Raw genomic sequence first — 12,896 nt, forward strand, 5'->3', positions numbered from 1 at the left:
TTATGGATGTTGGTCATCACCATCATAGCAGGGAGAGAGTCCTTTTTGCATGACATTTGCTTTTTTCTACCGCGCTTCGCTTGGTGGCCCCGACGAGCGTCGCGAACAAAAGTTCGCAACCCTCGTCGGGGAATCATTCCGGAACGTCACCCACAAATATTTTACTCACACCGCCTCGCGGTCCATCCTCTCCCGTCCTTGGTGCAAGTCGGCGGCGCGATGGGCGTCGGATCCGTAGACGATTGGGATGCCCCGCCGCCGCGCCTCGGCGATCACGCCGCCCGGCGGATACGGCTCAAGGCAGAGTGGTTTGGCGGCGCCGGCGCCGTTGTAGTCCAATTCATAGCCGAACTGCTTGATGTCATCGAGAATGGAAACAATCCACTCATCCATTGGTTCCAAGCATGGGAAACGGCGTTGGAACTTGCGCACAAGCGTCATATGGCCGATACGTCTCGGTTTGTAGCGGCCAAGCTCCGTGCGGATCGATTGCAGCACTGTTTCGTAGTAGGCGCGGTGGACGCGTTCGACCGATCCGAACAAGCGGACGATGTCGGCGAACATATCTTCGCTGTAATCAAGGCATACATATTGCCCTTCGTAGGCCAAAAAGTGAACCGATAAAATGCTGTCGTCAAGCAGCGGGCCGACCTCGTCGAGCAGGCGGGTTGTTTCTTCCTCAAAGCCAGGAATAAAATCGACTTCGAGCCCGACACGGATGGCAATGTCGTTTCGGTAGCGGGCTTTCACCTCAGCGACGGCGTGCAAATAGCGCTCAAGCTGGCTAAGCTTCATCGAACAGTCCTGGTTGGGCGTTGGATCGATAAACCGCTCAGGAAGCGGGGCATGCTCCGTAAAGGAAATGTCGGTATAGCCCAGTTCGATCGCGCGCTCTACATAGGCCTCAAGCGGATCTCGGCTTCCGTGCGGACAAAACGGCGTATGAATATGCCCGTCGCGCATGATCGATTTTCCTCCTTTCTTCATGTATCATAGAAAAAATAGTGAAGATTCTTGTAAAAAAAATAAAAATTTTGGTCAAAAAATGTCGTTAACATGGTATCATAAAAACATTGAAAAACATATATTTTTGTCTTCCCCGCTATTTTCGTTTGTTCGATAGAAGTAGCTTGAATGCAAGGAGGGCATCAGCGGATGGGAATGGCATGGATCGTTCTGCTCCTCGGATCGGGGGCAATCATATATAATCATGTGTACCGAAAGCGGATGTACCGGGAAATCGATCGGCTCGAGGAATGGAAAATCAACTTGATGAACCGGCCGGTACCGGATGAGCTGGCGAAAGTGAAACAGCTGAATATGACAGGGGAGACGGAGCAGCTGTTTGAACGATGGCGCCAGCAATGGGACGACATTGTGGCAGTGAAGCTGCCGAATGTGGAAGAACAGCTGTTTGACGCGGAGCGGCTGCTCGACAAATACCGCTACCGGCAGGCGCGCCGGCTGCTTGGGCAGATCGCCGACGGATTGCGTCGTCTTGAGGAAGAAGTGCATGAAATCATTCATGAAGTGAATGAGTTGATCGGCAGCGAGGAACAAAGCCGGGCGGAGATCGAGGAGCTGCGTGCGGCTCACCGGGAAGCGAAAAAGACGCTGCTTGCTTACCGTTATACGTTCGGTTCGGCTGCCGACTTGCTTGACGTCCGTTTAACGGAAGCGGAAAAGCAGTTTCAGCGGTTTGCCGAATTGACGGAAGCCGGCAACTATTTGGCGGCGCGCGATGTGGTTCTGACACTGAAGGAAGAGCTCGGCCGGCTCACAGCCATGATGGAAGATATTCCTAAACTTCTTGGCGAATGCCAAACGTCGTTGCCAGCTCAGCTCGCTGAGTTGGCTGATGGCTATCGAGAGATGGAAGAGCGCGGATACATCCTTGACCATTTGCACATGGAGCGCACGCTTCAGGAAAAACGGGAAAAAATCGAGCAATGTCTGGCCATGATCCATGAGCTGCGCATCGAAGAAGCGAAGCAGATTGTCGCTGAGCTGAAAGAAGAGATCGACGCGCTCTACGATTTGCTCGAAAACGAAGTGCTCGCGCATCAATATGTGCAAACGGAAATGCCGCGCCTCAGCGGCATGCTTCAGGAGCTCGCCGCCGAGGCGAAGGAAACCGAGGCCGAGGCGCTGTTCGTCCAGCAAAGCTACCATTTGGCGCCAAGCGACCTCGAAAAGTACCGGAGCATCGAAAAGCAGCTGCACCAGTTGCAAAAGCGGTTTTTTCTCATTCAAGACCGCGTTGCCGAGGCGAAAACAGCGTATTCGCTCCTGAAAGAGGAGCTTGAGCAGCTTGTGTCTCAGATCGACCTCATGAAGGAAGAGCATGAACAGTTTCGAACGATGCTGCAGACGCTGCGCAAAGACGAATTGATCGCCCGCGAAAAGCTTGACGGCATGAGAAAAACATTGGCCGAGGCGCTCCGCCTTGTGCAAAAAAGCCGGCTGCCGGGGCTGCCTGAACCGTATGCGCTTGAATTGGCGGAAGCGAGACGCAGCTTGCAAGCCGTTGCCGCGCGTCTTGAAGAAAAGCCGCTTGACATGCCGGCGGTCGACCAAGCGTTGGAGGAGGCGAAAGCGGCTGTGGAACGGTTGTATGAGCGGACGGTGGAAATGATCGAACAGGCGACGCTGGCGGAGCGGACGATTCAATACGGCAACCGCTACCGCCGCCGCTATCCAGCGGTCCGCAAAGGGCTGGAAGAAGCCGAATTTTTATTTCGCCATTATGATTATGAGGAGGCGCTCCGGCAGGCGGTGGCGGCCGTTGAAGAAGTCGAGCCGGGCGCGTTTGACCGTGTGCAGAAATTATGGCAGGAGGATAACAGCCGCGAACAGTGATAAACCACTCGATCACGAGTATTGATTATCCATTATTTTACCTAAAAAACACAGAATCATATGGCTGAACACAAGCTTTTCTGCCTCTTCCCTCAAACAAGAACGCCGCCCGGAATATCTTGAATGAGGGGCTTCGTTTGCTGTCTTCGTAAGGCAGCCAAACCGTGGGACGCACGGGGATGGCTTGGCTGACAGCCTGCCGTGGGGCGGGTGTTACCAAGAATCTCCCACCTCTTCGCGCAGGTGGAAGATTGTTCAATGGGTTTTTGGTGAATAATGTAAATGACGGTGTGTTTTCGTTGTCGATTGGCGCCTGTTTTGGTTAAGATGGACGATGTACAGCGATATTTTGCCGACAATGAGCGGAGGATGGAAGCGATGATTTATCTTGACAACAGTGCGACGACCAAACCATTTCCCGAGGTGATCGATTCGTTCGTCGCCGTCGCAACGAACTATTTTGCCAATCCGTCGTCGCTCCATGGGCTGGGCATGAAGGCGGAGCGGCTTTTGGCGCAGGCGCGTGAACAAATCGCCGCCATGCTGCGCGTTAAGCCGAACGAAATCGTTTTTACCTCCGGCGGAACGGAGGCGAACAATTTCGCCATCAAAGGGGTCGCCTGGCAATATCAGCGGCGCGGCCGGCATATCATTACGACGAAAATCGAGCATCCGTCTGTCGCTGAACCGTGCCGCCAGCTTGAGGAGCTTGGTTTTGAGGTGACGTACTTGCCGGTCGACCGCGAAGGAAGGGTATCGGTTGAGCAAGTGGAACGCGCGCTGCGCGACGATACGATTCTCGTGTCGGTCATGCACGTCAATAACGAAGTTGGCACGGTGCAGCCGATCGAAGAAATCGGCGCCCTCTTGTCCCGCTATCCGAAAACATTGTTTCACGTCGATCGGGTGCAAGGGATCAGCAAAGTGCCGCTCGACTTGAAGCAAGCCGGTGTCGATTTATGCACGATATCGGCGCATAAATTTCACGGATTGCGCGGCGCCGGCTTGCTTTATGTCCGTGAAGGCGTCCGCTTGGCGCCGTTGATTGCCGGCGGCGGGCAGGAGCGGCAGCTTCGGTCCGGAACGGAAAATGTCGCCGCCATCGTCGCGATGGCGAAGGCGCTTCGCTTGGCGCTCGAGCGCTACGAGCGGGACATCGGCCGGCTTCAAGCATTGAAAGACGAGTGGCTTGAAGCGCTCTTGGCGATTCCAGACATCGAGATCAACACGCCGCGCGATGGCGCCGCTCCTCATATCATCAACTTTTCGTTAAAGCGCGGCGTGAAGCCGGAAGTGTTTGTTCACGAACTGGAAAAAAGAGGAATATACGTTTCGACGACGTCAGCCTGTTCATCGAAAAAAAAGGCGCCGAGCAAGACGCTTTTGGCCATGGGGCTTGGTGAAGACCGAGCCGAGCGCGGCATTCGCATCAGCTTGTCGTTTGACAACAGCCGGGAAGAAATCGCGCCGGCGGTGGCAGCCATCAAGCAGGCGATCAAAACATTAAGCGAGGTAACGGAATAAGATGATGAACTATGACCGCATTTTGATCCGCTACGGAGAAATGACGACGAAAGGAAAAAATCGGAACATCTTCGTCCGGCGTCTTAAAAACAACATTGCCCGCAAACTGCAGGCGTTCGAGCGGATTCAGATTGAATATATGCGTGACCGAATGTACATTTTATTAAACGGCGAGCCGCATGAACCGATTATCGAAAAGCTGAAAACCGTTTTTGGCATTCATTCGTTCAGCCTGGCGATGAAGTGCGAAAACGATCTGGACGCCATTAAGGATACGGCGCTCGCCGCCGTCCGCCAGCTCCCATACAAAGGAAAAACGTTTAAAGTGAGCGCCCGCCGCGTCGATAAGCAGTTTCCGTATCGAAGCGACGAGCTGAACTACGAGGTGGGGGCGCATATTTTGCGGCAGACGGACGGGCTTAGGGTCAACGTGCGCGAGCCGGATATTGACGTGCGCATTGAAGTGCGCCAAGACGGGACATATGTCACGTGCCGCGACATTTTCGGCGCCGGCGGCCTGCCGGTCGGAACGAGCGGCAAGGCGATGCTCATGCTCTCCGGCGGCATCGACAGCCCGGTTGCTGGTTATTTGGCGATGAAGCGCGGTTTGGAAATCGAGGCCGTCCACTTTTTCAGCCCGCCGTTTACAAGCGAACGGGCGAAGCAAAAAGTGATTGACCTCGTGCGCAAGTTGACGACATACGGCGGGAGAATCAAGCTTCACATCGTGCCGTTTACGGAAGTGCAGCAAGCCATTTATCAAGGAGTTCCGAACGAGTACTCGCTCATTTCCACTCGGCGGGCGATGCTTAGGATCACCGACGCGCTGCGCCGCCGCCAGCGGGCGTTGGCGATTGTCACAGGCGAAAGCCTCGGCCAAGTCGCGAGCCAGACGCTAGAAAGCATGTACGTGATCAATGAGGTGACCAATACCCCGATTTTGCGCCCGCTTGTTTCGATGGATAAACTTGAAATTATCGAGCTGGCGAAGCAAATCGGCACACATGATATTTCCATTCTTCCGTATGAAGACTGTTGCACCATTTTTACGCCAAGAGCGCCGAAAACGAAGCCAAAAAAAGAAAAAGTGTTCCATTATGAGAGCCAGCTCGACCTCGCTCCGCTTCTGGAAAAGGCAGTCAATGACACAGAAACGCTCGTCATTGATGAAGAAACAGGGCAGGGCGATGAGTTTGCCGAGCTGTTTTGAATTTCAAAATTTACCAAAAAGCATCGCTGCATATCGCCATCTGTTTTCACACATTCTATAGGTACAAGGAGGTGAAAACAGATGGCACGCAACAACAATCAATTGCTTGTTCCGGGTGCCCAACAAGCGCTCGAACAAATGAAATACGAAATCGCCCAAGAATTTGGCGTCAACTTAGGCGCTGACACGACTTCCCGCGCCAACGGTTCGGTCGGCGGAGAGATCACGAAACGCCTCGTTGCCATGGCGCAGCAACAATTGGGCGGCGCACGCCAATTCTAATTTCATAATGATGGCTTACGCGGCGGGGGCATTTCCCGCCGCTTTCATATGAGAAAAACGGTATTCAAAATAGAACGGCTATTTTGTATAATAAAGATGCCGACCAAGGCGAAACAAGACAGAGGGGGAGAGGAACGATGAGGCGGGAAGACTTGATTGCTCCCGAGCGCTACAATTTAACATCGGAAATGGAACGGCATGCGGCCGCCGGCCCGGATCGGATCGCGTTGAAATGGGAGAGCGAGCAAGGCGAAACGAAAGAGATTACATACGGCCGCTTGATGGCGCGCGCCAACCAGATTGGAAACGCTTTCTTATCGCGTGGGCTCGAAAAAGGCGATAAAGTGCTCGTCATGATGCCGCGCCTCATTGAAACATACGAAGTGTATATAGGGGCGCTCAAAGCCGGGCTTGTCGTCATCCCAAGCTCGGAGATGCTGCGGACAAAGGATTTGCAATATCGGCTCGTCCATAGCGAAGCGAAGGCGGTTGTCGCTTATGCGCCGTATACGGACGAATTTGCGCCGATTGACGGCATCGAACGTTTGACGAAGTTCGTCATCGGGGAACCCCGAGACGGATGGATTCCGCTTGAAGACGCCATGGCCAAAGAGAGCGAAACGCTTGAGGCGGCGGATACCTCGCGCGATGATATGGCGTTTTTGTCGTACACATCCGGCACGACCGGCAATCCGAAAGGGGTCGTCCATTGCCATGGTTGGGCGTACGCCCACTTGCGCACGGCTGCGAAAAACTGGCTGTGCATTGAAGAAGGCGACCTCGTTTGGGCGACGGCCGGACCGGGATGGCAAAAATGGATTTGGAGCCCGTTTTTATCGGTGCTCGGCTCAGGGGTGACCGGCTTTGTCTATTACGGCCGCTTTGAGCCGGAAAAATATTTACAGCTATTGGAAAAATACAACATCAATGTGCTGTGCTGCACGCCGACCGAGTATCGTTTGATGGCGAAAGTGCCGGACATCGGCCGCTATCATCTATCTCATTTGCACAGCGCCGTGTCCGCCGGAGAGCCGCTCAACCGCGAAGTGATCGACACGTTTGCCAAGCATTTCGGCGTCGAAGTGCGAGACGGCTACGGCCAGACAGAAAACACGCTGCTGGTCGGCGTCATGAAAGGAATGCCCATCAAGCCGGGTTCGATGGGGAAACCGACGCCAGGCAACCGCGTCGAAATTATCGATGAAAACGGCGAGCCGTGCCCGCCCGGACAAGTCGGCGACATCGCCGTCCATATCGAGACGCCGGCGCTGTTTAAGTATTATTACAAAGATCTGGAGCGGACAGCGATGCAGTTCCGCGGCGACTACTACATTACAGGAGACAAAGCGCGCAAAGACGAAGACGGCTATTTCTGGTTTGAAGGCCGCGGGGATGACATCATCATCAGCGCCGGTTATACGATCGGCCCGTTTGAAGTCGAAGACGCGCTTGTCAAGCACCCATCCGTAAAAGAGTGCGTCGTTGTCGCCAGTCCAGATGAAGTGCGCGGCCATGTTGTCAAAGCGTTTGTCGTGCTGCGCGACGGGGTCGACAAAGACGATTCGTCTCTGATTCCGGCCCTGCAAGAACATGTGAAACAGTTGACGGCGCCGTACAAATACCCGCGCAAAATCGAGTTTGTCGACGATTTGCCGAAAACGGCGTCCAGAAAAATCCGCCGCGTCGAGCTGCGCGAGCGGGAAGCCCGCCTTGTCGGCCGGTCGTCGTAAGTAGAAAGAGCCGGTTGAGCTGGCCGTTGCCAGAAGCGGAGCGATGTCCGCGCGGCGACCAAACAAGAGGGTGTCTCGTTGCGAGACACCCTCTTGCCGCATGCGCGTCGAACGGATTCGCCATTTTAGATCCGGTGTTTCGCCGGGAGAACAGACACACGCTTCACAAAAAGACGCGTTTCACTTTATCCCAGAACGAATTGTCTTTTAGGCGCACCGTTTTGACCACCCGGTCGCTTAAACGAATGTCAATCCGCTCAATATGCTGGATGCTGAGCGCTTCATTGTCGAGGCCGATGATAGGAAAATGGCTTGTTTCTTCCAACATTTTCAGCGTCAACGTCCGCGAGCCGCTCAAAATGAACGGCGAGCCGAGCGTCCGATAGCGGTTGCTGTTGAGCGAGGCGAGTTCGCTCACTTGAAAGCACGGCAAGAGCGGATCGACGACCGCTCCGTGCACCGATTTATTGTAGCCGGTGCTGCCGGTCGGCGTCGAGACGATAATGCCGTCGCCGCGGAACGTCTCAAAATGCAAATCGTCGATGAACACGTCGACCGCCATCGTTTTAATGATTTGCGAGCGGATCGAACATTCGTTTAAGCAGAAAAACGAAGCCGCGCCGTCGATCGTCACTTCGATGATTGGGTAGCGCCGCACTTCGAGTTTCCAATTTTTCGCCGCTTCCACCATATGATCGATGTCGTCAATATGGAAATCGCAGTAAAACCCGCGCGCCGGCAAGACGGACACGCCGACGTACAAACGGTCAGGAAGAAATCCCGTCTGCCGGACCGCCTGCAAAAATGCGCCGTCGTCGCCGATGCTGACAATGATGTTCGCTTCCCGATAGTCGTCGACAACGACAAACGGCCCGCGCTCAGCCCGTTCGATGAGCGGCTTCACTCGCCGGACGAGTTCATCGTCGCGCTTATAAAAAAAATAAAGGCGGTTGCGTTCGGTATCCATATTTTGCATCCTCCTAGTAGCGTCGAATCTTGAACCGATGTACAATGAATATTGTACCACGTTTGCCACGATTCTAAAAATATGGCAGCCGATGCAAAGGGGGGAAGATGATGAATCGAAAACGATGGACGGCGTTGGCCATCGCCGCCGCCTTGTTTGTGATCTCCGTGCTTGTTCAGGCGGTTGGCGTTCTTTTGTCCGACAAGGCGGGCGGCTGGTCGGAAAGGTGGCTGGCGCTCATGGAGTCGCCATTTAGCGAAGAAGTCATCGCCGAGGGCGACCCGTTGAAAAAAATCGCAGTGTTGGAAGTGAACGGAGTGATTCAAGATGCGGGGGAAGCGGAGTTGTTTCTTTCCTCATCACAGTACAATCACCAAACGTTTTTGCAAATGATCAAACAGGCGAAAGAGGATCAAGACGTCAAAGCGATTATCTTGCGCATTAATTCGCCGGGCGGCGGTGTCGCGGAAAGCGCGGAAATTTACGATCAGCTGATGAAGCTGAAAAAGAAGACGAACAAGCCGATTTATGTATCGATGGGGACCATGGCCGCCTCGGGCGGTTACTATATCGCAGCGGCCGGCGATAAAATTTTCGCCAGCCCGGAGACGATCACCGGCTCCATCGGCGTCATCATGCAAAGCGTCAACTATGAAGGGCTGGCAAAGAAGTACGGCGTGGAGCTTGTCACGATCAAAAGCGGGCCGTACAAAGACATCATGAATCCGGCGCGCAAAATGACCGAAGCGGAACGGGAGATTTTGCAGCGGCTGATCAATGATTCGTATGATGCGTTTGTGGATGTGGTAGCCAAAGGGAGAAAGCTGCCGGAAGACACGGTGCGCAAGCTGGCGGACGGCCGCATTTATGACGGGCGACAGGCGAAGGCGCTCCACCTTGTCGACGAGTTCGGCTACTTGGATGACGTGATCGCTGCGCTCAAAAAAGAGCATCATTTAACCGGCGCTCAAGTCGTAAAATACGTGAACGATGCGCCGTGGAGCTCTCTCTTTGAGATGGTGTCGAACCAGATAAAGCCGGACAGCGAGGCGGCCGGGCTCATCCGCCTGTTGTCGCGCCCATCCTCGCCGCGGCTTATGTACTTGTACGCCGAATAGGGGGGATCAAGAAATGGAGGACACACAATCGATGGCGCTGCCGGCGTCCATCTGTGATGCGGCGGCCCCCGCTCCCCGCTACGGCGGGTTTTGGCTTCGCTTTTGGGCGTATTGCCTTGATGTCATTGTTGTCTCGAGCCTCAACCGGCTTGTCGTTTGGCCGCTTTTCCGCCTATTCGATTGGCCGCTTGAGCGGGACGGGTTGTTTGCGCCGGCCTCGGTGGCGGCGGCGGTCGTTTTTTACGCCTACTTTGTGCTGATGACGAAAGCGTTCGGGCAGACACTCGGCAAGATGGTGTTCGGTTTAAAAGTCGTCGACGAACAAGGAGGGCCGCTCACCTGGCTGACCGTGTTGTTTCGCGAAGTCATCGGCAAATTCATCAGCAAAACATTGCTGTTTGTCGGCTTTTTGTTTGTCGCCTTTTCGGAAAAGAAAAAAGGAATGCACGACCAGTTTGCCGATACGATCGTCATCCGCGAGTAGCCGGCTTTTGCGGGGCAAACGGCGTTGTTCACCTGCCATGCGGCAGGTTTATTTTTTTTCCATATGGCGACAATGATATGGTGAAAGGGAGGACGGGCCTTGAAAGTCGTAATCATAGTCGCCATAGCCGTTATGGTGTTGTTCCTTCTTGCCGCCTTCATGAAACTTTCCGTGACGGTTGTGTTTCGCCATCGGCAGGACGATGATGAATACAAAATTGTGGTGCACACGCTGTTTGGCCTCATCCGCTACACGATTCACATTCCGCTCATCAAGCTGGAAACCGAATCGGAAGCGCCCGGGGTGGCGTTCATCCACAAAAAAGGGATGGGGGAGACGCGCGGCAAGGAAGAAAAGAAAGGAAAATGGACGCCGAAAAAAATCGCCGACTTTTTTCGCGAAGCAAAACAGTTTTTGGAGCACGTCATCGATTTTCATGAAATTATGAAACAATTTTATCGCCATGTGACGATTACCAAATGGGAATGGAAGACAAACATCGGAACGGGTGATGCGGCATCGACCGGGCTGCTCGTCGGGCTTGGCTGGTCGTTGAAATACGCTATTATCGGAGCGGCGAGACGGTACATGAACATGAAAACGACCCCGGTGATTGCGATCGTTCCCGTGTACGACCGAGCCGTCTCGGAAACGTCGTTTTTATGTATGTTTCATTTCCGAATCGGGCATGCTATGGTAGCAGGATTGCGCGTCATCAAACAGTGGCGCAGGCGGCGTCCGCCAAAGCGCAGCCTTTCCGCTGCGCGACAGGCAAATGAAGGCTATTAGGAGGAATGATGATGACGAACCATCCGATCCAAGGGCTTATGACAACCGCGATGGAAAATTTAAAACAAATGATCGACGTCAACACGATTATCGGCGATCCGGTCGAGACGCCGGATGGCAGCGTCATTTTAACGGTGTCGAAGGTCGGGTTCGGGTTTGCGGCCGGCGGCAGCGAATTTATGCTTGACGGCCAGACAAACGGTCAAGGGGCGCAAACGAACGGGCAAAACGGGCAGCAACAGGGGAACGGGCACCCGTTTGGCGGCGGCAGCGGCGGCGGCGTGTCGATCACCCCGATCGCGTTTCTCGTCGTCAACTCATCGGGTGTCAAACTTCTCCATCTAGATGAAAGCACGCATTTATACGAAAAAATTCTCGATCTCGCCCCACAAGCCATCGAAAAAATCCAGGCGATGTTGAAGAAAAACAAAAAAGACGGCGCGTCTTCCACCGCGAACGATTTTGACATTTAGCCGGGCTTGGCGCTGGATCGGGTTTCGTCCAGCGCTTTGTTTTGGCGGGCTGCAGGCGAAAGGGGCGATGCGGCGAGTAAAACGATTGTAAACGCCGCCTTTTCGTTTTACTATGGAGATGGTACATATTTTTTCCTAAGGGGGAGAAGCCATGGCTCAAGTGACGTTTAAAGGCAATCCGGTCACGCTCGTCGGCAACGAAGTGAAAGTCGGCGACAAAGCGCCGGACTTCACCGTGTTGAACCAAAATTTGCAGGAAGTGACGCTCGCCGATACGAAGGGGCATGTCCGCCTCATTAGCGTCGTGCCGTCGCTTGACACCGGTGTTTGTGACGCGCAGACGCGCCGGTTTAACGAGGAAGCGTCGAAGCTTGACAACGTGAAAGTGCTGACGATCAGCGTGGATTTGCCGTTTGCGCAAAAACGGTGGTGCGGCGCCGCTGGCATCGAAAACGTTGAAGTGTTGTCCGACCATCGCGACGTCTCATTTGGACAAGCGTACGGCGTCCTGATCAAAGAACTTCGCCTGCTTGCCCGCGCCGTGTTTGTCATCGATAGCAACGACACGGTCACATACGTCGAATACGTGCCGGAAGTGACGAACCATCCGAACTACGAAGCAGCGATTGAAGCGGCGAAAGCGGCGAAATAAGGAAAACGGCTCCGATCCGTTCGGGGCCGTTTCGTTTTGGCCGCTGTTTGCCTTGCGGGGCGGGGCGGACGGACGTACAATATATAGAAGGGACATGGGCAGAAAGGGGGACGCACGCATGATGACACCCGTTGAGCGGCTGTTTGCCGTCTTGGATGACACGGCCCGCATTTTGCAGGAGGAGCTGCAATGCACGTATTTGGAAGCTGTCGCGGAAACAGGGGAAAATTTGTTTCACGGCGACGTGCTGCAAGATGAGGTGAGCGAGCTGAACGCGAAACGGTTGAAAAAGCAATATCGCGAATTGGGGCTCGAACAGTTTCAGAACGAGCACATTCGCAAGGCGTTTCAGCTTGCCGTCTTAAAAGGGATGCGCCAGCACGTCCAGCCGAACCACCAAATGACGCCGGATGCGGTCAGTGTGTTTTTGGCCTACCTCGTCCGGCAGTTCACGCGCCCGCATTTGGCGCTAACGATTCTGGACCCGGCCGTCGGTACGGCCAATTTGCTTACAGCCGTGTTAAACGGGCTCGGCGGCCGGCAGGCGAAAAGCTACGGCGTCGACGTTGACGATCTGCTCGTCAAACTCGCATATGTCAATGCCAACTTGCAGCAGCACCCGGTGCAGCTGTTTAACCAGGACAGCCTGCGCCCTTTGTTCGTCGAACCGGCCGATGTCGTTGTCTGCGATTTGCCGGTCGGCTACTACCCGGATGACGCCAATGCTAGCCGCTTTGTGTTAAAAGCGAAAGAAGGGCGGTCGTATGCGCATCATTTGCTGATCGAGCAAAGCTTGCGCTATACAAAA

Annotated in this window: 13 protein-coding genes; 11 read left to right on the forward strand and 2 right to left on the reverse strand. The window is 54.3% G+C overall.

The window, feature by feature from the left end:
* Positions 1-165: 165 nt before the first annotated feature.
* Positions 166-963, reverse strand: coding sequence for a histidinol-phosphatase HisJ (gene hisJ / locus IKE44_RS03025; RefSeq protein ID WP_287464977.1), 798 nt, complete (start codon positions 961-963; stop codon positions 166-168).
* A 192-nt stretch (positions 964-1,155) separates the two neighbouring features.
* Here hisJ and ezrA point away from each other — a divergent pair, with 192 nt between their 5' ends.
* The 5 genes from ezrA to mbcS all read left to right on the forward strand — a co-directional run bounded on the left by ezrA (position 1,156) and on the right by mbcS (position 7,605).
* On the forward strand, positions 1,156-2,859 hold the full coding sequence (gene ezrA / locus IKE44_RS03030; RefSeq protein ID WP_033014492.1) for a septation ring formation regulator EzrA: 1,704 nt from the start codon (positions 1,156-1,158) through the stop codon (positions 2,857-2,859).
* 378 nt (positions 2,860-3,237) lie between these two features.
* Positions 3,238-4,383 carry a cysteine desulfurase family protein gene (locus IKE44_RS03035; RefSeq protein ID WP_033014582.1) on the forward strand — a complete coding sequence of 382 codons (1,146 nt, stop codon included), beginning with the start codon at positions 3,238-3,240 and terminating at the stop codon, positions 4,381-4,383.
* Positions 4,384-4,387: 4 nt separating this feature from the next.
* The gene (gene thiI, locus IKE44_RS03040; RefSeq protein WP_033014580.1) at positions 4,388-5,593 is read left to right on the forward strand and encodes a tRNA uracil 4-sulfurtransferase ThiI; all 1,206 of its coding nucleotides are present in this window, start codon (positions 4,388-4,390) and stop codon (positions 5,591-5,593) included.
* An 81-nt stretch (positions 5,594-5,674) separates the two neighbouring features.
* Complete coding sequence (locus tag IKE44_RS03045; protein ID WP_033014490.1) at positions 5,675-5,875, forward strand: alpha/beta-type small acid-soluble spore protein; 201 nt, start codon at positions 5,675-5,677, stop codon at positions 5,873-5,875.
* A 137-nt stretch (positions 5,876-6,012) separates the two neighbouring features.
* Positions 6,013-7,605: an acyl-CoA synthetase MbcS gene (gene mbcS / locus IKE44_RS03050; protein ID WP_287464979.1), complete on the forward strand. Its 1,593-nt coding sequence runs from the start codon at positions 6,013-6,015 to the stop codon at positions 7,603-7,605.
* Positions 7,606-7,768: 163 nt separating this feature from the next.
* Here mbcS and IKE44_RS03055 read toward each other — a convergent pair whose 3' ends face one another.
* A complete protein-coding gene (locus tag IKE44_RS03055) occupies positions 7,769-8,572 on the reverse strand; it encodes an NAD kinase (protein ID WP_033014487.1) in 804 nt (267 codons plus the stop codon).
* Between the two features lie 110 nt (positions 8,573-8,682).
* Between IKE44_RS03055 and sppA the strand changes: the two genes are divergently transcribed.
* The 6 genes from sppA to IKE44_RS03085 all read left to right on the forward strand — a co-directional run.
* Entirely contained in the window at positions 8,683-9,690 is a 1,008-nt protein-coding gene (sppA, locus tag IKE44_RS03060; RefSeq protein WP_033014486.1) for a signal peptide peptidase SppA, read from the forward strand.
* 31 nt (positions 9,691-9,721) lie between these two features.
* Positions 9,722-10,174: an RDD family protein gene (locus IKE44_RS03065; protein ID WP_231107660.1), complete on the forward strand. Its 453-nt coding sequence runs from the start codon at positions 9,722-9,724 to the stop codon at positions 10,172-10,174.
* 99 nt (positions 10,175-10,273) lie between these two features.
* Positions 10,274-10,963 (forward strand): DUF2953 domain-containing protein, encoded by a 690-nt coding sequence (locus IKE44_RS03070; protein ID WP_033014483.1) that lies wholly within the window; start codon positions 10,274-10,276, stop codon positions 10,961-10,963.
* Between the two features lie 11 nt (positions 10,964-10,974).
* Positions 10,975-11,436 (forward strand): GerW family sporulation protein, encoded by a 462-nt coding sequence (gene ytfJ, locus IKE44_RS03075; RefSeq protein ID WP_033014481.1) that lies wholly within the window; start codon positions 10,975-10,977, stop codon positions 11,434-11,436.
* A 151-nt stretch (positions 11,437-11,587) separates the two neighbouring features.
* A complete protein-coding gene (tpx, locus tag IKE44_RS03080) occupies positions 11,588-12,088 on the forward strand; it encodes a thiol peroxidase (protein WP_033014480.1) in 501 nt (166 codons plus the stop codon).
* Positions 12,089-12,206: 118 nt separating this feature from the next.
* Positions 12,207-12,896: class I SAM-dependent methyltransferase (locus IKE44_RS03085; protein WP_287464982.1), on the forward strand; the 690-nt coding region annotated here is incomplete at its 3' end.

It is taken from the genome of Geobacillus sp. (genome assembly GCF_017515625.1).
Lineage (GTDB): Bacteria > Bacillota > Bacilli > Bacillales > Anoxybacillaceae > Geobacillus > Geobacillus stearothermophilus.

What these genes read in the sequence shown, in the direction of transcription:
- hisJ (WP_287464977.1), bottom strand. Translation starts at nt 963, where the DNA reads ATGCGCGACGGGCATATTCATACGCCGTTTTGTCCGCACGGAAGCCGA.
- tpx (WP_033014480.1), top strand. Translation starts at nt 11,588, where the DNA reads ATGGCTCAAGTGACGTTTAAAGGCAATCCGGTCACGCTCGTCGGCAAC.
- IKE44_RS03065 (WP_231107660.1), top strand. Translation starts at nt 9,722, where the DNA reads ATGGCGCTGCCGGCGTCCATCTGTGATGCGGCGGCCCCCGCTCCCCGC.
- sppA (WP_033014486.1), top strand. Translation starts at nt 8,683, where the DNA reads ATGAATCGAAAACGATGGACGGCGTTGGCCATCGCCGCCGCCTTGTTT.
- ezrA (WP_033014492.1), top strand. Translation starts at nt 1,156, where the DNA reads ATGGGAATGGCATGGATCGTTCTGCTCCTCGGATCGGGGGCAATCATA.
- IKE44_RS03055 (WP_033014487.1), bottom strand. Translation starts at nt 8,572, where the DNA reads ATGGATACCGAACGCAACCGCCTTTATTTTTTTTATAAGCGCGACGAT.
- thiI (WP_033014580.1), top strand. Translation starts at nt 4,388, where the DNA reads ATGAACTATGACCGCATTTTGATCCGCTACGGAGAAATGACGACGAAA.
- ytfJ (WP_033014481.1), top strand. Translation starts at nt 10,975, where the DNA reads ATGACGAACCATCCGATCCAAGGGCTTATGACAACCGCGATGGAAAAT.
- IKE44_RS03035 (WP_033014582.1), top strand. Translation starts at nt 3,238, where the DNA reads ATGATTTATCTTGACAACAGTGCGACGACCAAACCATTTCCCGAGGTG.
- IKE44_RS03045 (WP_033014490.1), top strand. Translation starts at nt 5,675, where the DNA reads ATGGCACGCAACAACAATCAATTGCTTGTTCCGGGTGCCCAACAAGCG.
- mbcS (WP_287464979.1), top strand. Translation starts at nt 6,013, where the DNA reads ATGAGGCGGGAAGACTTGATTGCTCCCGAGCGCTACAATTTAACATCG.